Source organism: Mesorhizobium sp. AR02 (genome assembly GCF_024746835.1).
GTDB lineage: Bacteria > Pseudomonadota > Alphaproteobacteria > Rhizobiales > Rhizobiaceae > Mesorhizobium.
Window position 1 is genome coordinate 630,436 of sequence record NZ_CP080531.1, and the last position, 20,706, is coordinate 651,141.

Below are 20,706 nucleotides of genomic sequence, written 5' to 3' on the forward strand. Positions count from 1 at the left end.
ATGCGCGCATGACCCACGGGATTTGCATCGGCGCCCGGCCGTTTTTCAGGTCTGTCATCTTCTCCTCCCAATGCCGGCAGCCTCCCGAATGTCGCGCCAGCATTTTCGCATGGTCTATAAAAATTTTACGCGCGTCAAGATTTAAAATGTTGTATAGCGCTTTCCCAGAATGATCCGTTGCCGGCGCGGCGGATCCGGCAGAGCATGAGCAAGTTGGGAGGTACGGCCAGAAATGCAGGGAAAATCAAAGACGAAGCTCGGAATCGGCGTCATCGGATGCGGCAACATCTCGATGACCTACCTGCGCAATGCAGCCCTCTTTGGTGGCATAGAGCTGCGCGCCTGCGCCGATATCTCCGCCGACATGGCGGCGTTGCGGGCGAAGGAATATGGCATCCGGGCGCTCGGCGTCGATGCGCTGCTGGCCGACCCCGAGATCGATCTTGTTCTCAACCTGACCATTCCGGCGGCGCATTTCGACATTTCGTTCTCCGCCCTTTCGGCCGGAAAACACGTCTTCACCGAAAAGCCGCTGGCGACTTCGGCCAGCGACGGGCGTCGCCTGGTAGCCGAGGCGGCAAAGCGCGGCCTGCTGCTCGGCTCGGCCCCCGATACGTTCCTCGGTGCCGCCGGCCGGCGGGCGCGGCGGCTGATGGATGAGGGCGCCATTGGCCGCCCGGCCACCGGCACCGCCTTCATGATGGGGCGCGGCATGGAGCACTGGCACCCGAACCCGCAATTCTACTACCAGCCGGGCGGCGGCCCGGTGTTCGACATGGGCCCCTACTACCTGACCATGCTGGTCAATCTGCTTGGTCCCGTCGCGCGCGTCATGGCGATGGCGACGCGTGGCCAGGAGGAGCGGCTGATCACCGCCGAGGGACCGTTCAAGAACACCATGTTCAAGGTCGGCACGCCGACCAACGTGCTGTCGCTGCTCGAATTCCGCTCCGGCGCCACCGTCACCTTCGGCGCTTCCTGGGACGTCTTCAAGCATTCCAACCATCCGATCGAACTGCATGGCACGGAAGGCTCGCTGCGCCTGCCCGATCCCGACACGTTCGGCGGCACCGTCTCGCTGTCCGAACGCGGCACGGACTGGAAGGATTTTGCCAGCGAAGGCGAGCTCTACGGCGCCCGCAACTGGCCTTATGCCGCGCCCGACCGTGCCAATTACCGCATGCTCGGCGTCGCCGATCTGGTGCGCTCGCTGAAGACAGGCTCGACGCCCCGCGCGTCCGGCACTCTGGCGCTGCATGTGCTGGAGATCATGGAAGCGATCCTGCGTTCCGGCGAAACCAAGAGCTCGGTTGCCATTGCCGGTGACGTCGTCCAGCCGGCACTGCTGACCGAGGACGAGGCAAGCAGCTTGCTCGCCTAGGCGTCGTGACGGAGATGGTGATGACGCTCGATCCGGATGCGCTGCGCGTCCTCGAAATCGGCCGCGCGGCCGGCGGTGAGCCGTTCGAGAACGGCAGCGTGGCGGCGGCGCGGGCCGCCTATAACGCTTCGTTTCCGACACAGCAGGGCGAGCACGAGCCAGTGGCAGTGACCTCGCAACAAGAGATCGACGGGCCGAACGGCCCGGTCACGATCCGCATCCATCGCGGCATCGGCGCGCCGCGGACCGGGGCGCGCGCCGTGCTCTATCTGCATGGCGGCGGCTGGGTCGTCGGCAATCTCCACTCGCATGACGAGATCTGCCGCTGGCTGGCCAATCTGGGTGATGCCGTCGTCGTCTGCCCCGATTATCGACTGGCGCCTGAACACAAATTCCCCGCCGGGCTCGAGGACTGCGCAGCAGCGCTCCGCTTCATGGTGGAGAATGCCAGGGAACTGGGCATCGACCCGGCCCGCATCAGCGTTGCCGGCGACAGCGCCGGTGGCAACCTTGCCGCCGTCCTGGCCTTGCTTTCCCGCGACCGGCTGGCACCGCCGCTTGCCGCTCAGATCCTGATCTATCCCAACACCGAAGCCCGCCAGACGGCGGACAGCTATCGGCGCTTCGGTGACGGCTTTGGGCTGACCGCCGCCACCATGGCCTGGTTCCGCGACCATTATGTGCGAACGCCCGCCGACATCACGGACTGGCGCGTCTCGCCGCTGCTTGCATCAAGCCTTGCCGGCGCCGCACCCGCATTTGTCGTGATCGCCGGCCATGACATCCTTGCCGACGAAGGTACGGCTTATGCCGAGCGCCTGCGCGCCGAAGGCGTGCCGTTGGTCCTGCGGCACTGGCCGGGCCAAATCCACGGCTTCGTCTCGATGGGCCGCCACATATTGGCCGCGCGGCAGGCGGTGAGCGAGGCGGCGGCCTGGCTCAAACTGCAGACACGCGCTCAGGCCGACTGACGCATCACCAGCGTTGCGCCGAGCTTGACGTTGCGTGCCAGACCCTGGCCGGGCGGATCGGCCTCATCGAGCAAGGCCAGCAGGATCTCGACGCTGCGGCCGGCCATGGCAGCAAAATCCTGCGCCATGGTGGTGAGCGCCGGACAGGTGTAGCGGCTCAGCGGATGATCGTCATGGGCGGCGACACGGAAATCGCAATCGGCCCGGCGGCCGATCTTCAGCCCGCGTGAAAAAGCGGCCGCCATGACGCCAAAGGCGAGACGGTCATTGGCGCATAGCAGCGTGCGTGCCGGCAGGCCGCCTTTCTCGAGCGTCCGCTCCATCCATTCATGGCCGATGCGCTCAAAATCCCAGCTGTAGTCGCCCGCCGCCTCGAGGACGACGGGTTCCTGGTCGGCGGCCCGCATCGTCTCGATATAGCTCTGCAGGCGTTCGCCCGAATTGTGATTGACGTGCGGAATGTCGACATAGACCGGCGGCTCGCCGGACCGGCAGAGGTAATCGACGATGGTCGACGTGCTCTGATGGTTGTCGTTGCCGACGAACGGCGTATCGCCCTCGATGTAGGTGTCGAAATAGACGATCGGAATGTCCTCGCTCATCCGCTCGAAGACACCGGGTTCGGAGACCAACCCCAGCGGGGCGACGATAGCGCCGGCGACCTTCAGCGACATCAGCGTCCTGACCGATTCCGCCTCCAGCTTCGGCGAACCGTGCGAGGAGATGACGATCGGCCAGAAACCCTCGTCGCGGCAGCGCAGTTCGATGCGGCTGACCATTTCGGCATAGAACGGATCGGTGAGCGCCGGCACGACGATGCCGACATTGCGGGTGCGCTTGCGGTTGAGATTGCGCGCGAAAACGTTCGGCTGGTAGTCCGAGGATCGCAGTGCCGCCTCGATGCGCGCCCGCGTCGCCGGCTTCACGCTGGCCGGATCGTCGAAATACTTCGACAGGGTCGGCCGCGATACGCCGGACGCCCTGGCGAAATCATCCATCGTGCGGTGGGTCTTCTCCGCCATCGATATTTCAGGCCCCTTTGCCCTCGCTGCCAGCCTTCCGGCCAGAATCAGTCTTGCGACCGTTGCCGTGAGGCAGCATTGCTTGACCGAATTTGTTCAGTCAAATTTCAGCGTTTCCAGTACAACGCAAAAGAGTTGCGCGCGTCAAATTATTTATTGACGCTCCAAAAATGGAAACTCGGACTTTGAGCCTCGGTTACGGCTTCGGCAGCAGGACCAGCGCTCCCGTCGTGCGGCGGGATTCCAGGTCGCGATGCGCGTCGGCGGCGTTGGCGAGGGTGTAACGCGTCGGCGCCTCGACCCTGACCACGCCCTGGCGCAGCGCCTGGAAGAACCTGGCGACGTGCGGCGCGAGTTTTTCCGGCGTGTCGGTGTAGTGCGCGTAGTTGGGTCGCGAAATGGTGAGCGATTTGGAGGCGAAGCGGCCGATATCCCAATTGCCGACCGGCCCGGAAGCCTGGCCGAAACTGACGAGATGGCCGCGCACGGCAAGGGCCGCCAGCGAGCCGCCGAATGTGTCGTTGCCGACCGCGTCATAGGCGACATCGGCGCCCCTGCCCCCCGTCAGCCGCATGACCGCATCGGCGAAATTTTCGCGCGAATAGACAATGACATGGTGGGCGCCGAGACGCTCGACGATGCGTGCCTTGTCGTCACTCGACACGGTGGCGATGACCGTCGCGCCGAGATGACGCGCCCATTGCACCAGCAACTGGCCGATGCCGCCGGCCGCCGCATGGATGAGGACGATATCGCCCGGTTTGACGGCATGGACATCATGCAGCAGGAAACTGACGCTGACGCCCTTGAGCAGGCTGGCGGCGGCGATCTCATCGGCGATGTCGTCCGAGAGGTGAACCAGCAGTTCGGGCGCCATGTTGCGCCGCTCGCTGTAAGCGCCGACCGGCGGACAGGCATAGGCAACGCGGTCGCCGACCGAAAAGCCCGACACCGCCGATCCAACCGCCTCGACGATGCCTGCCGCCTCCATGCCCGGCACGCCAGGCGGCTGCAGGAGGTCGAAGTAGCCGGTGCGGCAATAGACGTCGATGAAATTGACGCCGATCACCGTGTGACGAAGCCGTACCTCGTTCGGTGCCGGCGGCGGCAGCCCGATCTCTCGGAGTTGCAACTCTTCCGGTCCGCCATAGCGCTCGACAACGATCGCACGGGTCGTCGCGGTCTTGCCAGGGACGATCATTGATGCGGCACGCGGCATGTCCAACGCCGGGGTCGGCGCGACAATCGCCTGAGGCGGTCTCGTCGCGACCGGTGAGCCTACGTCTCTTCGTCGCAGCAGATTGCGCACCGCCGCGAAGCCGGCCTGATAGATGCCTTCGCTGACCAGCCTGACCAGTTCGTCGCGGCGATGCGCCGGCGGCTGGAACTCGGAGCGCCATTCCCAGAAGGTCGCGTTGCCGTCGGTTACCGGCTTCAGCCGCAGCGAGGCGACATAGCCCATCAGCGGCAGCGGCGCTTCGAGCAGGCAGTAGCTCAGCCGCCGGTCCTTGTCCGATAGCGCCAGCAATTGCTCGCGCAGCTCGCTACCGTCGTTCAGCCGGAAGTGGCGCACCGCGCCGACGGCGTCGACCGGCTCGCCGCCCTCGATCTCGCTGAAGGCGATCGCCGGATGCCAGCGGTCGTGGCCGTTGAAATCGCGCAGGATCGCCCAGGCCTCGTCGATCGGCGCATCGATGATCGTGCTCTGGCAAACCCTGACCATCGGCCGGCGTCAGCGCCCGAACCGGTGTTTCAGCGCGGTCAGGGCGGTCTGGAACACGCCATGGCCGATCTGATGCATCAGGGCGGCCTCGCGATCCGGCGCGCAGTCGAACTCCGCCTGCCATTCGGCGAGCGTCAGATTGCCGTCGGTGATCGGCGTCAGCGACAGGGTGGCGACATAATTCTCCACCGCCATCGGGCTTTCGAGGATCGCATAGCTGCAGGACAGGTCGTAGTCCGACAACGCCAGCAATCTCTCACGAATCCGCCCGCCGTCCTTCAGCGTGAAACTTCTGATGCAGCCGATCTGGTCGGCCTGGGCGTTCTGCTCGATGCGGCTCTCGGCGACAAACGGCGCCCAGCTTGGCAGTGCGTTGAAGTTGCGGACGAGCTTCCACACCTCCGCCGCCGGCGCAGGAATGACCGAAGAGACATAGACCTTGGTCATGCTTGCGAGCCGGCCGTGGGCATGGCAGTCCGCGCATGCATTGTCTCGCGCCGCGCCAGCTCGACCCCCACTCCGTCGAGCTTCGCTCGACACCTCTCCCCCGATCGACGGGGGAGAGGAAGGGCGCGAACCGTCCGCGGCGGGCTCCCTTCCTCTCCCTCCGGAGGGGGGAGAGGTGGCGCTGCGAAGCAGCGACGGAGTGGGGGAACCACTTGGCAATAATCGCGAACCGACGCAGCATGGCAATCAGGTGCAAGACGTCGTCTCGCACGGCCCAACGAAGCGCAAGGAAACACCGCCCTCACCTCAGTGATCGCGGTCGTCATCGTCGTCCTTGGCAGCCTTGCCTTTGCCCTTCTTGTCGCGGGTCAGGCTGGAAATGTCCTTGGCGTCGCGCAGCACGTCGGTCATGCGGCCGAGCGAGCCGCCCTCGATGCCGATCTCCTTCATCAGATTGTCGATCATCGGCGCCTGCACGCGGTAGCGCAGTGCCGAGTCGATCACCTCGTCGGTGACGTTGCGGTTGCCGCCCGTGCCGCCATTGAGGCCGTCGACATGTAGGATCTTGATGCCGTCGATCTTCTCCATCGGCTTGACGCTCTCGCGGATGATGCCTTCCATGTGGTCGAGCAGCTTGCCGCGCAGGCGCCCGGCACGTGCGCCTTCGGAAAGGATGTTCTCGGCCTCGTTGAGCTGGCGGTGGCCGGCGGCGTCGACCTCGTAGCGCTGGGCGGCGGCAAGGGCGTGGATCTTCTCCGACTCGGCCGAAGCGACGGCGGCGATCTTCTGCGCCTCGGCCAGGCTCTTCGCCGCCTTCATCTCGGCGTCCGCTGCGGATGTGATGCGCAGTGCCTCACGCTCGGCCTCGCGCTGTGCGCCGATCAGGTCGGTCAGCTTGCGGCGCTCCGCGATCTCGCGTTCGCGGGCGGTGAAGGCTTGCTCCTCGGCCTGGACCGCCTTGGCGCGCACGGCTTCGGAAGCGGCGATGGCGGAGGAACGCTCCTGCGTCTTCTTGGCGATGTCGATCGCCTTCTGGATTTCGGCGATCTCGATCTTCTGGTCACGCTCCACGCCCATCTGCCTGATATCGCGATCCTTGATCAGCCGCGCTTCCTCGATGCCGCGCTCGGTGGTGATGCGGGCGCGCTCGACCTCTTCGCCGGCCGAAATCTCGGCCTCCTCGAAGGCCTGGCGCTTGGCGATCTGCAACGCTTCGAGATGGCGCTCGCGTTCGATGCGGACCTCGTCGACGACCCGTTCCTGCGCGATGCGCGCCGTCTCTGTCGCCTGGTTCTCGACGATCTCGGCGCGGCGCTTTTCCGCTTCGGCCCGGGTCACCTCCAACGCCTTTTCAGCGAGCGCGATCTGACGTTCAAGCTCGGCGACCTCGAGCAATTTCCTGCGTTCGATCTCGAGCTGGCTCTGCGTGCCTTCGCGCTCGATGCGGGCCTTCTCCAGCGACAGTTCGAGCGCGATCTGCTCGCGTTCGGTCAGTTCGCGCATCTTCATCTCGGTCTCGTCGAGCGAACGGCGGCGCGCGATCTCACGGCGCTGCGTGTCCTCCTCGCTCTTGATGCGCTCCTCGGTGATGTTGCGCTCCTGGTTGAGTCGCGACTTTTCGACCGCTTCGCGCGACGAAAGCTGCGCCTGCTCGGATTCCTGGTCGCGCAGCGCGCGCTCGATGGCGAGCTCCGAACGTTGCGCAGCACGGCGGATCTCGACCTCGCGCTCCTGTTCGAGGCGCGCATATTCGCTGTCGCGGTCGATCTCCAGCACCTTGCGCTGGGTGTCGAGATTCTGGTTGCGGATATCGACCAGCGTGCGCTGCTCGATCTCGTTGCGCATGCGGCGCCTTGTCTCGATCGATTCCGTCAGCTGCGTCAGGCCTTCGGCGTCGAAAGCGTTGGACGGGTCGAAATATTCGAGGCTGGTCTGGTCGAGATCGACGATGGCGACGCTTTCCAGCTCAAGCCCATTAGCGGCGAGCGACTCCTCGGCGAGCCTGCGCACCTTGGCGGCGTAGTCGCCGCGCAATTCGTGCATTTCTTCCAGCGTCATCTGGGCGGCGACGGTGCGCAGGGCGCCGGCGAACTTACCTTCGAGCAATTCGCGCAGGCTGTCGGGCTGCAGCGTGCGGCGGCCGAGCGTTTGGGCGGCAGCGGCGACCAGTTCGCGGCTGGCGCCGACGCGGACGAAGAATTCGGCGATCAGGTCGACGCGCATGCGGTTGCGGGTGATCAGCGCCAGTCCATCCTCGCGGCGCACCTCGATGCGCAGCACGTTCATGTTGACCGGGGTGATCTCGTGCAGCACCGGAATGACGAAGGCGCCGCCATTGACCACCACCTTCTCGCCCAGGAAGCCGGTACGCACGAACGCCGTCTCCTTGGTCGAGCGGCGGTAGAGCCAGCGCAAGACGTAGACGGCGATCACCACGACGACCGCGGCAATGATCAGCCACAACAGGAAAGCGCCAAAGGTCTGCGCGTCCATGATCTATCCTCCCCAAGACAATACGGTCGGCGCGAGGCGACCGATTTCAAACATCCACCTGCAGGGCGGCGAAGTCCAATTCTTCATGCCCGCCTCTGCAGCTTCGGCGTGATCGCGTGGAACGCAGCGATCACCGCGTCAACGAAAGGCGCGTCGTTGATGTTGGCCCGCACCCGCTCGACATGGCGCAAAGGCGTGCGCCGAACCGTCTTCTCGATCGCCTCGAACAGAGCGTTGTCGGCTTCCGGATCGTGGAAGGGTTGACCCGGCGAATCGAGCATCGAGACGCCGCCTTCGGGCAGCAGGAAGCGCACCGGGCCGTTCATGCCGTTGAGCCGCGTCCCGATCCATTCGCCGAAGGCGCGGTTCTCGTCGCGCGTCGTGCGCATCAGCGTGACGTTGGGATTGTGGATGACGAATTTGCGGTTGCGGAATTTCTCCGGCACGCTGTCGCGTGGACCGAAATTGACCATGTCGAGCGCGCCGGTCGAGCCGACATAAGGCAGTCCGGTGCGGATCGCCGCCCCGAAGCGATCCTCCGTCGCCGGGAAGACGCCACCGACGATCATGTCGGCGACTTCGGTGGTGGTGAGGTCGAGGAAGGCCGACAGCAGCCGGGAGTCGCCGAGGTTTTCCATGGCCCGCCCGCCAATGCCGGTGGCGTGGAAGACGAGGCAATCGTAGTCGGCTTCGAGGCGTTTTGTGACCGCTTGCACCAGAGGCGTGGTAACGCCGAACATGGTGATGCCGACGGCCGGCCGCGCCAGCTTGCGTTTTGCTTCCCAGGCCTCGGCATTGGGCAATTGCGCGACCATGCCGGCCATGGCGTGCGCGGCGTTGGACAGCACCTGTTCGGTGATCGAGTTCAACCCCTGCACGTCGGCGACCGAATGGAACATCATGATGTCGGCGCCGCCGACATATTTGGCGACGTCGCCGGCCGCGACCGTCGACACCATCAGCTTGGGGATGCCGACGGGCAGCACCCGCATGCCAGAAGTCGCCAGCGTGGTGCCGCCGGAGCCGCCTGCCGAGATGATACCGCCGATGCGCGGCTCGCGCTCGATCCAGCGCGCGAAGGCTTCGGCCATGGCGCTGACCGAGCCGCCGCGATCATTGGTGAAGACGGCGGATGACCCCCGCACGTGCATGCCGGCCACCTGCATGGCAGGAACATCGGCGCTTGTCGGTTTTCCCGATGTCGAGAGATCAACCGTGCGCACGGGCAGACCCAGCGCCTTCAGCCGGTTGGCGACAAAGCGCAGTTCCTTGCCCTTGGTGTCGAAAGTGCCGACGACCAGCACGGTCCTGCCGATGCGCTCGGCAAACGGGATGGCGAAAACCTTCTTCAGGTCCTCCTGCGGCGCGGCCTTGTCGACAGCCGCCTGGCGCAGTTCGGTGACCGGCACATTCCAGCGGTTGGGCAGTTCGGTGACCGGTCTATAGATGCCGTTCTGCGGCTTCGGCTCGGCCGAACCGGCGCCGGCCCTGTCGACGCGATAGACTTCCGCCAGTTGTTCCCTGGCGTGCGCCACTTCCGCAGGCGTCACCGGGGCTTCCTCGCCATGGCGGCCGACGCCGAGCAGCCGCTGCTGCAATTCGCGGTCGGCGGCGAGCGCCTTGGCGTCCATCAGCCGGTTGATGCGGCCATTGACCATGATGGCGACCTGGTTCGACACCGCGGTCGCCACGCCGATATTCTGCTCGATGACCAGTACCGCCATCTCGCCCTCGGCGGCAAGGTCGACCAGCATCTTCTCGACCTGGTCGACGATGACAGGCGCCAAGCCTTCGGTCGGCTCGTCCATGACCAAAAGCTTCGGGTCGCTGAGCAGCGCGCGCGAAATCGCCAGCATCTGCTGTTCGCCACCCGACAGCTGCGAGCCGCCATTGCCGCGGCGCTCGGCGAGGCGCGGAAAGGTCTGGTAGACACGCTCGACCGTCCAGCTGGCGTCGCGCCTGTTGCCGGCGGCAAGGCGCAGATGCTCGTCGACCGTCAGGCTCGGCCAGACGCGGCGGCCTTGCGGCACATAGCCGACGCCGAGGCGGTGGATCTCGTGCGGCTCGAGAGAGGTGATCTCGCGACCGTCGACGCGGATCGAACCGGACTTCGCCCGCTTCAGGCCGACGATGGTGTTGCACAGCGTCGACTTGCCCATGCCGTTGCGGCCAACCACCGACAGCACGCCGCTTTCCAGTGTCAATGAAACGCCCTGCAGCGCATGGCTCTCGCCATAGAAGACCTGCAGGTCTTCGATGCGCAACATGGCCTTGGTGGTCTTCCCGGGGCGCTCAGCCATGCTTGCCCCCGAGATAAATCTCCTGAACCTCGGGATCGGCTTCGATTTCCTGTGGCGTGCCTTCCTTGAACAGGCGGCCATTGTGCATCATCGAGACATATTCCGAGACGCGCAGCGCGACATCGAGATCATGCTCGATGATGATGTAGCCGATGTGCTTGGGCAGCGCGTTGAGGATGGCGACGAGGTCGCGGCGTTCGGTCGGCGACAGGCCAGCGGCCGGCTCGTCGAACAGGATGAAACGGGGGGCGCCGGCCAATGCCAGTGCGATCTCCAGCTGACGCTGCTGGCCGTGGCTCAGGGTCGCCACCAGCGTGTCGCGATAGGCTTCGAGATGCACGGCGTTGAGGATCGATTCCGCCTGCACCATGTTGACGTCGTTTGCCGCCGGGCGCAGCAGCGAGAACCGCCGGCGTGAGACACCGCGGCAAGCGAGAAAGATGGAATCGAGGACCGTCAGGCCCTTGAACAGTTGCGAGATCTGATAGGTGCGGCGCAGGCCGCGCCGGATGCGCTCATGCGGCGGCAGGTCGGTGATGTCCTCGCCGAAGAAGCGGATGCGCCCCGCCGTCGGCAGGAAATCGCCGGTGACCGCGTTGAACAGGGTGGTCTTGCCGGCGCCGTTGGAGCCGAGGACCGCGCGCCGTTCGCCGGCGGCGATCCTCATGTTGATGCCCGAGAGCGCCACCAGCGCCCCGAAATGCCGCGCCACGCCATCGAGCTCCAGCGCATAGGCGCCGGTGCTCTGGAGACGGTTTGCTGCGAGGCTTTCGGTCACTGGCGGCTGCACTCGAAATCAGGTGTTACGGGCAGCTCGGATTGTCGCGGTTGACCGCGCCGAGCTTCATGAACTCGTCTTCGGGAATGCCGAGGGTCTGGTTGACCTGCGGCACGACCTTGACCAGCTTGTTGAGGAGATTGCCGTCGGCGCCTTCGGTGACCTCGGTCAGGAAGATGTCGGCGATGGCGTTGCGATTCTTGTCGAGCGACACCTTGCCGGTCGGCGTGTCGAAGGAGAGTTTCGACAGCGCATCGCGCAGCTTCTTGCCGCCGTCGGAGACGTCGCCGCCGACCTGATCGAGACCGAGCAGCGTCGCCTTCATGTCGACATAGTAGCCATGGGCGAAGAGCGAGGGTGACGGAAACGCGCCCGGCTGCTTCTTGTAGGCTTCGACGAAGGCTTTCCAGGCCGGCGCGTCATTGGTGTCGGCGGTCGGGCCGGCCGAGGGCGTGCCCTTCAGCACATCCTTCAACTTGCCTTTCGAGGTCAGCACAGTCTGGTCGACGGTGATCGAGCCGCCGATCAACGGCGCGGTGCCGCCGCTTTGCTGGTACTGGGTCAGGAAGTTGACGGCATCGGCGCCGCCGAGCGCGACATAGATCGCATCAACGCCTTCAGGGATGGCGGCGATCACCGAGGAGAAATCCTTGTTGCCGATCGGCACCCAGGACTTCGACGGCACATGGCCGCCGGCCTTGCAGAACTCGGCCATGAAGCCGAACACCTGTGTGTAGGGGAAGGAATAATCCTCGGCGACGGTGGCGACCTTCTTGTAGCCCTTGTCCTTGAAAGCATAGGTGCCGAGGCCGGCCATCCACTGCGCGCCATCGGTGGAGAAGCGGAAGAAATTCTCCGCCGGATTGCGCAGCGTGGTGTCCTGCGCGGCCGAAGTGCCGTTGATGAAGGTCACATTCGGCTGGGTCTTGGCGTAGTCCTTGACGGCGAGGCCTTCGTCGCCAGAGAGCGGGCCGACCAGCACCTTGACGCCGTCCTGCTCGACCAGCTTGCGCGCGGCGCGCACAGCGCTGTCGGGCGAAGCGTCGGACGAACCCTTGACGATTTCGATCTTCTTGCCGGCGACGGTGCCGTTCATCTCGGCAACCGCGGTCATGGCGCCGCGCTCGCCGTCTTCGCCGAGCACCGTGAACGGTCCCTCGAAAGTGGCGAGCAGGCCGATCTTGATGGTGTCATCGGCAGCCAGCGCCATCGAAGGCGCGGTCAGTCCGGTGAACACCGCGAGCGCCAGTAAAGTACGTCTATGCATCCTCATGATTTTCCTCCCGTTGATTTCGTTCTGCAGTGGTTCATTCCATCCCGGTTGCTAAGGGCCGGGACGCAAGGACTCCTGGGCAAGATGTGGCTTGATCCTCCCCCACAACCCAAGAATTCCATCCGGTGAGACGAAGACGATCACCAGGAACACCATGCCGATCAGCGTGTTGAAGCGCTCGGCGCCAACGATGTCGATGGCGAAGGTCTGCATCAGGATAACGACGACCGCGCCGAGAAATGGCCCGATCGGATGGCGCAGGCCGCCGATGACGGCAATGATCAGCACGTCGATCGCGGCATCGACGCCGATGGTGCCGGGCGAGACGCGGCCGTTGAACCAGACCAGCAGCACGCCGGCCAACCCCGCGATGACGCCGGCCAGCAGCCAGGCGAAGACCTTGTGCGCGGTGACGTGATAGCCCAGCGCGCGCATGCGGCGCGGATTGTCGCGGATCGCCTGCAAGGTCATGCCGAAGGTCGAGCGCGAGCCATAGAGCACGGCGGCATAGGACAGCGCCGCCAGGCCAAGACAGAGGTAATAGAAAGGTTTGGGATCACGCCAGTTGACGCCCCAGAAGACCGGGGCGCGGATGCCGGCATAACCGGAATGGCCGTTGAAGATGGCGTAGTTCTGCTGCGCGAAATAGTAGGTCGCGGTGGCGATCGCCAGCGTGATCATGATGGTGTAGATGCCTTCGGTGCGCACCGAGATCCAGCCGATCAGCGCCGACGCCAATGCCGCCGCGAGAACCGCGAACGGCACCGCGAGCCACCACGGCCAGCCGAAGCCGAGAATGTTGGAATTGTTGTTGCCGAGGATGGCGATGGCATAAGCCGCTATGCCCGCGACCGTGATCTGCGCCAGGCTGACCATGCCGCCATAGCCGGCGAGCAGCATCAGCGACAGGCCGAGCATGCCGAAGATCAAGGAATAGCCACCGATCTGCGTTAGGAAGAAATCCGATGCCACCAGGGGATAGAGCACCAGTGCGAAGCCAAGGATGATGTGGCCGGCGCCGAGCTTCTCCAGCCAGGTCTGCTGCGGCGTTGCGCCGGTGGTGGCGATGGCCAGGCTCATCTTGCCTTCCCCATGATGCCTTGCGGCCGGACCGCCAGCGTCACCACCATGATGACGAAGGTCAGCACGATGCCATAGGTCGGGAAGTAGACGAGGCCGATCTGCTCGGCGAGGCCGATCAGCAACGCACCGATAGCGGCGCCAGTGATCGAGCCCATGCCGCCGACGATGACGACGACCAGCGAGGCCAGGAGGTAGCGGACATCCTCGCCGGGCGCGACGGACAGCGCCGAACCACCGACGACACCGGCAAAGCCGGCAAGGCCGGCGCCGACGGCAAAGACGATGGCGAACACCGCATGCACATTGACACCCGAGGCCTGCAGCATGGCGCGGTCGTCGACGCCGGCGCGGATCATCATGCCGACGCGGGTCTTGTGCAGCATCAGCCACAGGCCGACACCGATGACGATCGCCGCCGCCAGCACGACGACGCGGTAGAGCGGATAGGTGAGGAAGACCGAGGCGCCGTTGGAGCGCACTGCAGTGATGATCGGCAGCGTCAAGGCACCGTCAAGCCATTCCGGCGTTGATATCTGGTAGGTGCCGCCGGCCCACACCGCCAGCATCAAATCGGCGGCGACGATCGAGATGCCGATCGAGACCAGGGTCTGGCGCAGATCATCGCCTTCCAGGCGACGGAAGACGAAGACCTGCATGATCACGCCGACGATGGCGAGCACCGCGAAACCGGCGGCAACGCCGAGCAGCCAGTAGCCGGTGCGGTTGGTGACCTCGTAGCCGATATAGGCGCCGAGCAGATAGAGCGAGCCATGCGCCAGATTGACGTTGCGCATCAGGCCGAAGATCAGCGTGAAGCCGCTGGCGACGAGAAAATAGAGGCCGGCCAGCGTGATGCCGTTGAGGATGGCGCTGACGAAGGCCTTTTTCGAGATCAGGATCGCGTTCAGCCAATCCGGCCAGACAGCGAAGACCAGCCATGCAATCACGGCAGCGGCAAGCAGGCCGACGAGGCCCCAGGCCTGCCGACGTGTCATGCCGCCGCTTGTGAGCGACTGAGATGGCTGGTCGAGCAGGCTCATGCCGTCAGCCGCCGGCGCTGCTCATTCATGCGCGGCGCCTTGTGGAACTTGCCGTCCTTCATAATGGCGAGGATGCGGTTCTTGTCCTGCAGGATGCGCACATCGGCGATCGGGTCGCCGTCGATCAAAAGGATATCGGCGAGGTAACCTTCCTTGATCAGGCCAAGCTCGTCGCCCATGCCCATGATCTGGCCGCCATATTTGGTGCCGGCCTGGATCGCTTCCATCGGCGAGAAGCCGAGCATCTCGACGAAGGTCTGGATGTCCTTGGCGTTGGTGCCTTGCGGCGTCCAGGCAAAGCCATAGTCGCCGCCGATCAGGACGCGGATGCCACGCCGGTGCATCTTCTTCATCGTGTCGATGCACATTTCGAGTTCGCGCTCATATTCGAGCGACAGCGGCGAGCCCGGCTTGATGCCCCATTGCTCGGCATGGCGTGCGGTGTTGATCAGCCAGGCGATGCCGGGCGCGACAAAATGCTTGTCCTTGACCGCCTCGAGCATGTCGAGCGCTTCCTCGTCGGCGAAGGAGGCATGGTAGATGTTCTGGATGCCGTGACGCACGCACTGCTTGACCGAGCCGGACGAGCGCGCATGCGCCGACAGCACCTTGTTGCGGCAGCGCGCCTCGGAGGCGGCCATGGCGACCTCTTCCTCAGACATCGGCGTCTCCTCCGCGCCCATACCGGTGATGCTTTCGCCGGACAAATTGAGTTTGATGGAATCGACACCGTATTTGATCAGCTGGCGTACGGTGCGGCGGATTTCCTCCGGACCGGAGACGACGATGCCGAGGTTGAGGCCTTCATGCGGAATGTGCGACGGCGAGGAGTCGCCGAGGCCGCCGACCGTGGTGATTTCCGGACCGGCCGCGAGATAGCGAGGTCCGGGAAAGCGGCCCTGGTTGATGAATTTCTTGGCGACGACATCGAGGCGCGGCTTGGCGGCGGCCGCACCCCGTCCGGCGGTGAAGCCGGCATCGAGCACCAGCTTGGCCATCTCCATGGTGACCAGCATATGCTCCTCGATTTCCATCATCTGGATGGGATCGATGCCGGGTGCGTTGTTCCAGGACAGATGCAGATGCGCGTCGATCATGCCGGGCATCAGCGTCGCGCCCATGCCGTCGATGACGGTTGCCCCGCCACCGTAGGAAGATGACGAGGACGAGCCGAAGCGCGACGAGCCCTTGGTGATCTGCTTGATGCGGTTGCCCTGCACCAGCACCTCGCCGGTGTAGGGATATTCACCTGATGCGTCGAGCACGCGCACATTGGTGAAGAGCGTGCTGCTCGAACTGTTGCCGTTCCAGCTGTCGTCTGCCATCACAAGCCTCCCAACTTGCCGAGCGCGTAGTTCTACGCCCGATCTGAAATCCTCACCTATCAACCCGTCTCAAAAAATCGGCGAGCTTCTGGCTGCTTTCGCGCGGGCTTTCCACCGTGGCCCAGTGCCCGCACCGATCCAGCGACGAGAATACGGCGCCCTTGATCTTGTCGGCAAGCGCCTGGGCGACCCCTTGCGGGTTGACCGTGTCGGCATCGCCGGTGACCAGCAGCGTCGGCGCCGAGATACGCCGCGGGTCGACCGCGGTCGCCTTGGCCAACGCCTCGCAGGTGCGGGCATAGGATTCCGGATCCTGCCGGGTGATCGATTCCCGCACGAAGGCGACGGCAGCAGGCGAGGTTTCCCTCGTATGCGCCGAAATCGCATTGGCGACGATCTGGTCGGCGATATCGGCCATGCCGCCCGAGCGCGCCAGCCGCGCCCGGTTGGCGAGCCCTTGCCGTGTCGCTTCGGCCGGTTCCGCCAGCGCGCCAAACAGGATCAGCGATTTAATCAACGAGGGCTGCGTCGCCGCGATCTGCTGGCAGACGATGGTGCCCATCGAATGGCCGACGAAATGTGCAGACGTGACCCCCATGCCGGCCATGGCACGAATGACAGCTTCGCTCATGCCTTCGATGGTCAGCGGCTCGATCGGACGCGGCGAACGGCCGGAGCCAGGCAGATCGAGCCGGATGACGCGATAGCCGGAAAGCGCCGCCATCTGCGACTGGAACATGTTCGACGTGCCGCCGAGGCCATGGATCATCACCACGGCAGCGCCCTCGCCGACAACTTCGGCAACCACCTGGCCAACCGTTACCGTGGTCATTGTGCATGCTCCGCAAAGCGGTTTTCCAGCGTGCCGATGCCGTCGATCTCGATGCGCACGACGTCGCCGGCCTTGAGGTATTTCGGTGGATCGAAGCCGATGCCGACGCCGACCGGCGTGCCTGTGGCGATGATATCGCCGGGCTTCAGCGTGATGCCTTGCGACAGCGTGGCGATGATGGTCGGGATGTCGAAGATCAGCAGCGAGATGCGGGAATCCTGGCGCAGATCCTCGTTGACGAAACAACGGATGCCGGCGGTCGCCAGGTCGACCTCGTCCCGGGTCACTGCCCATGGCCCCATCGGGCAGAACGTGTCCTGCGACTTGCCGATCAGCCACTGGCTGTATTTGCCCTGCAGGTCGCGGGCGGTGACGTCGTTGACGATGGTGTAGCCCCAGACATGATCGAGCGCGTTTTCCCTGGAGATGCCGCGCCCGCCCTTGCCGATGATGACGGCCAGTTCCGCCTCGTAGTCGATGGCCGTCGAGACCGACGGGTCGATCAGCACGCTGGCGTGGTTGGCGACGACCGATTCGGGCACTTTGGAAAAGATGATCGGGTGTTTCGGGATCGCGCCGGCGCCAGCGCTGGAATCGAAGCCGCTGCGGGCAAACTCATGCGCGTGTTCGTGATAGTTCTTGCCGACGCAGAAGATGTTGCGGCGCGGCTGCGGGATCGGCGCTTCGATCTCGACCTGCGCCAGTGGGATCGCCGACAGCGTGCGCGGCAGGCCGGCGCCATTGCGCTCGATCAAAGCCAGAATGCCGGATTTGGCCTGGTCGACGGAGAAATCGAAGGGGGCAATGGTCTGGGCATCAAGATCGACGAGACCCACGCGACGTTCACCGGCGATCGAAAAAGTCGCGACCCGCATCCTCATCCTCCCTGAACCAATATTGAGCCAATTCTTCGCTCTTTTGTTACACGCTATCGCCGATTGGTTTAGCCCGCAAGAGGAATCTAAGCTGGTCATACCAAAAAGGATTCGGCCGCCATCCCCACAGCCTCATGGGATGTCGATGGGGGCGCCGTACGGTGGACGACGATGGCTGAAGCTGCTATCAATGGTTCAGTATCGGATCAGATAAAAGTTGCCAGACATGCCAAAGCTCGTCGCCAACGATATCGCCACCGCCTTGAAGAAACGCATTTCTTCCGGCGAATGGATCGAGAATGGCCGCATGCCGCCGGAGCGCGATCTGGCGAGCGAATTCGGCGTCGCGCGCAACACGATGCGGCGTGCCGTCTCCTTCCTCGAGGACGACGGCACCGTGGTGCGGCATGTCGGGCGCGGCACGTTCCTGACCACTACCAACCCCGCTTCGATGGCGGCGGTTGTCGGCCGGATGGAAGGCACCAGCCCGGCCGACATGATGGAGATCCGGCAATTGCTGGAGCCGGCGGCGGCGGCCTTCGCCGCCACCAATGCTAGCGCCATGGAGCTCAACGCGGTGCGCGAGGCGCACAAGATCGCCTCGGAGTCGCAGGACATGCCGACCTTCGAGCACTGGGATGCGGAGTTCCACCACCGCATCTTCGCCTGCTCGCGCAACGACTTCCTCAAGGAGATCCACAATCTGATGCGCATCCTGCGCAATCAGGCGCCATGGTTCGAAATGAAGAAGCGCTCCTTTTCCGAGGAACGCCGCAGCATCTATTGCAGCGAACACCAGACCGTTCTCGACGCGCTGCTGCGCCGCGATCCCGAAAGCGCCAGCCAGGCCATGCTGGCGCATCTGAGGACCGTCGAACGCAATCTGCTGGGACGGTAGCAGCCGGATTGCTTGCCGCCGGTCAGTAAGGCAACCCGACATAGTTCTCGGCGAGCGCGGTCGATGCGGCCCGCGAATGCACGAGGTAGTCGAGTTCGGCTTCCTGAATGCGCTGGCCGAAGTCGCCGGTGTCGGGAAAGCGATGCAGCATGGTCGTCATCCACCAGGAAAAGCGCACTGCCTTCCACACCCGCGCCAGCGCTTTGCCGGAATAGGCATCGATGCCAACCATGGATTTGTCGCGGTAGTAGTCGCGAAAACCAGCGAAGAGGTAGCGCACGTCGCTGGCGGCGAGGTTGAGGCCCTTGGCGCCGGTCGGCGGCACGATGTGGGCGGCGTCGCCGACCAGGAACAACCGGCCGAAGCGCATCGGCTCGGCGACGAAGGAGCGCAGCGGCGCGATCGACTTTTCGAAGGATGGCCCGATGGTGACGCTTGCCGCAGTCTGTTCGGGTAAGCGGCGGCGCAACTCGTCCCAGAAACGATCGTCGGACCATGCCTCGACATGATCGTCCTGCGGACACTGCACATAGTAGCGGCTGCGATGCGTCGAGCGCATCGAGCACAGCGCAAACCCCCGCTCGTGATTGGCGTAGACCAGTTCGTGATCGGCCGGCGGCACTTCAGCCAGCACGCCGAGCCAGCCGAACGGATACCGCCGCTCGAAGGTTTTCAGCGCGCGCTCCGGCACCGATTTGCGACTGACGCCGTGATAGCCATCGCAACCGGCGATGAAGTCGCAATCGATGCGATGGCTGACGCCGTCCTTGTCGTAGGTGACGAAAGGTGCGGCGCTTTCGAAATCGTGCAGCGCGACATCAGAGGCCTCGTAGACGGTGACGAGGCTGGCCGTCTCGCGCTTGTCCATCAAATCATGCGTCACTTCGGTCTGGCCGTAGACGGTGACATGCCTGCCGCCTGTGAGCGCCGCGAGATCGATGCGGTGCAGGCGGCCGTCGAAAGCGAGCGAAATGCCGGAATGTGGCAGGCCTTCGGCATGCAGCCTTGCAGCAGCACCTGCCTCCTCCAGCAATTCGACCGTGCCTTGTTCGAGCACCCCTGCCCGCACGCGGCCCAGCACATGGTCGCGGCTCGAACGTTCCAGAATGACGGTGTCGACGCCAATGCCGGCCAGAAGCTGCCCAAGCAGCAGGCCGGAGGGGCCGGACCCGATAATGGCGACTTGCGTGCGCATCAGTGGCCGAGGCTTTCGATCTGTCCGGCCAGTTCGGCGGCGAGCCGCAGCGACGCAGCCGTGGCGACGGCCATCTGCGGCAGCAGCAGCCATTCCAGCGTCCAGGCCGCGCCCGAGCGCTCCTGCTCATGCACCAGCGCCTGATGCATGCCGGAAAGCTGCGCGGCGTTGAACCGCGCAAGCGCCACTAGCGCTTCGGCCTTCACCGGGTTCTGCTTGTGCGGCATGGCCGACGAGCCGCCACCGCCGGACAGCGCGATGTCGGTTCCACCCTGCGCCATCAGTGCGATGTCCTGGCCGAACTTGCCGAGGCTGCCCGTTACCAGCGACAGCCAGCCGGCAAAGTCGGCGAGCCCGTCGCGCTGGCTCTGCCATTGCGACGCGTCGGCAAGGCCGAGTTTGGCGGCAAGGGTCGCGCGCACCGCCGGCCCCTTGTTGCCAAGCTTTTCCAGCGTGCCGGCAGCACCGCCGAACTGCACCACCAGCAGACGAGTGGACTGTTCCGATAATCTTTCCTGATGCCTTTGCAGCGGCGCCCGCCACGCCGTGATGCGATCCGCCACATGAACAGGGATCGCTGGTTGCATGCGCGTCATCCCGGTCAGCGCCCTGCCCCCGAAGCGTTCTTCGAGGGAGGTGAGCCGTATGATGGTCTCGGTCAGCAGCAGGCCGAGATGCTCGGCGACGGATTTCAGCCGAAGCACCAGGCTCGTGTCGACGACGTCCTGGCTGGTCGCACCGAAATGCACCTTGTCGCCATGCGGTTCACCGACCACAGCACTGATCTGGCGCACCAGTTCCGGAACCACGACACCGTCCTTGGCGACGCCAGCCCTGAGCAGGGCGGTGTCCGGCCGGAACGTACCAAGCGCCGCCACGATCGCCGCCGCGGCATCCCTGGCGATGACCCCGTTTTCGGCCTCCGCTTCCGCCAGCGCGCCCTCGAACGCCAGCGCCGTCTCGATTTCCGCGTCGACGGAAAAATGCCTCGATGCTTCCTCATCGCCAATGAGGGCGGAAAGCAGTGGATGGTCGAAGGGCGATACGGTCATGTCCTGCTCCTCCTGACC

The 20,706-nt window shown here is 64.7% G+C and carries 17 protein-coding genes; 3 read left to right on the forward strand and 14 right to left on the reverse strand.

Going from position 1 to position 20,706, the window contains the following annotated elements; genetic code table 11:
- The first annotated feature begins 232 nt into the window (after positions 1–232).
- Together DBIPINDM_RS07635 and DBIPINDM_RS07640 are read left to right on the forward strand one after the other, a co-directional pair.
- A complete protein-coding gene (locus DBIPINDM_RS07635) occupies positions 233–1,381 on the forward strand; it encodes a Gfo/Idh/MocA family protein (protein ID WP_258585162.1) in 1,149 nt (382 codons plus the stop codon).
- Between the two features lie 20 nt (positions 1,382–1,401).
- Positions 1,402–2,352, forward strand: a complete 951-nt coding sequence (locus tag DBIPINDM_RS07640) for an alpha/beta hydrolase (protein ID WP_258585163.1) — start codon at positions 1,402–1,404, stop codon at positions 2,350–2,352.
- Here the strand turns inward: DBIPINDM_RS07640 and DBIPINDM_RS07645 are convergent.
- From DBIPINDM_RS07645 to DBIPINDM_RS07700, 12 genes are all read right to left on the reverse strand, one after another.
- The gene (locus DBIPINDM_RS07645; protein WP_258585164.1) at positions 2,340–3,374 is read right to left on the reverse strand and encodes a LacI family DNA-binding transcriptional regulator; all 1,035 of its coding nucleotides are present in this window, start codon (positions 3,372–3,374) and stop codon (positions 2,340–2,342) included. The two genes, DBIPINDM_RS07640 and DBIPINDM_RS07645, sit on opposite strands and share 13 nt — an antisense overlap.
- A gap of 196 nt (positions 3,375–3,570) precedes the next feature.
- The gene (locus DBIPINDM_RS07650; protein ID WP_258585165.1) at positions 3,571–5,097 is read right to left on the reverse strand and encodes a zinc-binding dehydrogenase; all 1,527 of its coding nucleotides are present in this window, start codon (positions 5,095–5,097) and stop codon (positions 3,571–3,573) included.
- Between the two features lie 9 nt (positions 5,098–5,106).
- A complete protein-coding gene (locus tag DBIPINDM_RS07655; protein ID WP_258585166.1) occupies positions 5,107–5,544 on the reverse strand; it encodes an SRPBCC family protein in 438 nt (145 codons plus the stop codon).
- A gap of 306 nt (positions 5,545–5,850) precedes the next feature.
- Positions 5,851–8,037, reverse strand: coding sequence for a flotillin family protein (locus DBIPINDM_RS07660; protein WP_258585167.1), 2,187 nt, complete (start codon positions 8,035–8,037; stop codon positions 5,851–5,853).
- An 83-nt stretch (positions 8,038–8,120) separates the two neighbouring features.
- Positions 8,121–10,337, reverse strand: a complete 2,217-nt coding sequence (locus DBIPINDM_RS07665) for an ABC transporter permease (RefSeq protein ID WP_258585168.1) — start codon at positions 10,335–10,337, stop codon at positions 8,121–8,123.
- Complete coding sequence (locus DBIPINDM_RS07670) at positions 10,330–11,115, reverse strand: ABC transporter ATP-binding protein (protein WP_258585169.1); 786 nt, start codon at positions 11,113–11,115, stop codon at positions 10,330–10,332. The genes DBIPINDM_RS07665 and DBIPINDM_RS07670 overlap by 8 nt, the downstream gene beginning before the upstream one ends.
- A gap of 25 nt (positions 11,116–11,140) precedes the next feature.
- Complete coding sequence (locus tag DBIPINDM_RS07675) at positions 11,141–12,388, reverse strand: ABC transporter substrate-binding protein (protein WP_258585170.1); 1,248 nt, start codon at positions 12,386–12,388, stop codon at positions 11,141–11,143.
- A 51-nt stretch (positions 12,389–12,439) separates the two neighbouring features.
- Positions 12,440–13,468 carry a branched-chain amino acid ABC transporter permease gene (locus DBIPINDM_RS07680; protein ID WP_258585171.1) on the reverse strand — a complete coding sequence of 343 codons (1,029 nt, stop codon included), beginning with the start codon at positions 13,466–13,468 and terminating at the stop codon, positions 12,440–12,442.
- A complete protein-coding gene (locus tag DBIPINDM_RS07685; RefSeq protein WP_258585172.1) occupies positions 13,465–14,466 on the reverse strand; it encodes a branched-chain amino acid ABC transporter permease in 1,002 nt (333 codons plus the stop codon). The genes DBIPINDM_RS07680 and DBIPINDM_RS07685 overlap by 4 nt, the downstream gene beginning before the upstream one ends.
- 41 nt (positions 14,467–14,507) lie before the next feature.
- Positions 14,508–15,836: a metal-dependent hydrolase family protein gene (locus DBIPINDM_RS07690; RefSeq protein ID WP_258585173.1), complete on the reverse strand. Its 1,329-nt coding sequence runs from the start codon at positions 15,834–15,836 to the stop codon at positions 14,508–14,510.
- A gap of 52 nt (positions 15,837–15,888) precedes the next feature.
- The gene (locus tag DBIPINDM_RS07695) at positions 15,889–16,668 is read right to left on the reverse strand and encodes an alpha/beta fold hydrolase (RefSeq protein WP_258585174.1); all 780 of its coding nucleotides are present in this window, start codon (positions 16,666–16,668) and stop codon (positions 15,889–15,891) included.
- Positions 16,665–17,543 (reverse strand): fumarylacetoacetate hydrolase family protein, encoded by an 879-nt coding sequence (locus tag DBIPINDM_RS07700; protein WP_258585175.1) that lies wholly within the window; start codon positions 17,541–17,543, stop codon positions 16,665–16,667. Before DBIPINDM_RS07700 ends, DBIPINDM_RS07695 begins: the two co-directional genes overlap by 4 nt.
- A 226-nt stretch (positions 17,544–17,769) precedes the next feature.
- On the opposite strand from DBIPINDM_RS07700, the gene DBIPINDM_RS07705 reads away from it, so the two are divergent.
- Positions 17,770–18,441, forward strand: coding sequence for a FadR/GntR family transcriptional regulator (locus DBIPINDM_RS07705; protein WP_258585176.1), 672 nt, complete (start codon positions 17,770–17,772; stop codon positions 18,439–18,441).
- Positions 18,442–18,463: 22 nt separating this feature from the next.
- Here the strand turns inward: DBIPINDM_RS07705 and pobA are convergent, their stop codons facing one another.
- Both pobA and DBIPINDM_RS07715 read right to left on the reverse strand, forming a co-directional pair.
- On the reverse strand, positions 18,464–19,636 hold the full coding sequence (gene pobA, locus DBIPINDM_RS07710; protein WP_258585177.1) for a 4-hydroxybenzoate 3-monooxygenase: 1,173 nt from the start codon (positions 19,634–19,636) through the stop codon (positions 18,464–18,466).
- Positions 19,636–20,688, reverse strand: a complete 1,053-nt coding sequence (locus tag DBIPINDM_RS07715; RefSeq protein ID WP_258585178.1) for a 3-carboxy-cis,cis-muconate cycloisomerase — start codon at positions 20,686–20,688, stop codon at positions 19,636–19,638. The genes pobA and DBIPINDM_RS07715 overlap by 1 nt, the downstream gene beginning before the upstream one ends.
- Between the last annotated feature and the right edge of the window lie 18 nt (positions 20,689–20,706).

Bases quoted from the DNA above. Each gene is read 5' to 3' on its own strand.
- DBIPINDM_RS07635 (WP_258585162.1), top strand. From the start codon at position 233: ATGCAGGGAAAATCAAAGACGAAGCTCGGAATCGGCGTCATCGGATGC.
- DBIPINDM_RS07640 (WP_258585163.1), top strand. From the start codon at position 1,402: ATGACGCTCGATCCGGATGCGCTGCGCGTCCTCGAAATCGGCCGCGCG.
- DBIPINDM_RS07645 (WP_258585164.1), bottom strand. From the start codon at position 3,374: ATGGCGGAGAAGACCCACCGCACGATGGATGATTTCGCCAGGGCGTCC.
- DBIPINDM_RS07650 (WP_258585165.1), bottom strand. From the start codon at position 5,097: ATGGTCAGGGTTTGCCAGAGCACGATCATCGATGCGCCGATCGACGAG.
- DBIPINDM_RS07655 (WP_258585166.1), bottom strand. From the start codon at position 5,544: ATGACCAAGGTCTATGTCTCTTCGGTCATTCCTGCGCCGGCGGCGGAG.
- DBIPINDM_RS07660 (WP_258585167.1), bottom strand. From the start codon at position 8,037: ATGGACGCGCAGACCTTTGGCGCTTTCCTGTTGTGGCTGATCATTGCC.
- DBIPINDM_RS07665 (WP_258585168.1), bottom strand. From the start codon at position 10,337: ATGGCTGAGCGCCCCGGGAAGACCACCAAGGCCATGTTGCGCATCGAA.
- DBIPINDM_RS07675 (WP_258585170.1), bottom strand. From the start codon at position 12,388: ATGAGGATGCATAGACGTACTTTACTGGCGCTCGCGGTGTTCACCGGA.
- DBIPINDM_RS07680 (WP_258585171.1), bottom strand. From the start codon at position 13,468: ATGAGCCTGGCCATCGCCACCACCGGCGCAACGCCGCAGCAGACCTGG.
- DBIPINDM_RS07685 (WP_258585172.1), bottom strand. From the start codon at position 14,466: ATGACACGTCGGCAGGCCTGGGGCCTCGTCGGCCTGCTTGCCGCTGCC.
- DBIPINDM_RS07690 (WP_258585173.1), bottom strand. From the start codon at position 15,836: ATGGCAGACGACAGCTGGAACGGCAACAGTTCGAGCAGCACGCTCTTC.
- DBIPINDM_RS07695 (WP_258585174.1), bottom strand. From the start codon at position 16,668: ATGACCACGGTAACGGTTGGCCAGGTGGTTGCCGAAGTTGTCGGCGAG.
- DBIPINDM_RS07700 (WP_258585175.1), bottom strand. From the start codon at position 17,543: ATGCGGGTCGCGACTTTTTCGATCGCCGGTGAACGTCGCGTGGGTCTC.
- DBIPINDM_RS07705 (WP_258585176.1), top strand. From the start codon at position 17,770: ATGCCAAAGCTCGTCGCCAACGATATCGCCACCGCCTTGAAGAAACGC.
- pobA (WP_258585177.1), bottom strand. From the start codon at position 19,636: ATGCGCACGCAAGTCGCCATTATCGGGTCCGGCCCCTCCGGCCTGCTG.
- DBIPINDM_RS07715 (WP_258585178.1), bottom strand. From the start codon at position 20,688: ATGACCGTATCGCCCTTCGACCATCCACTGCTTTCCGCCCTCATTGGC.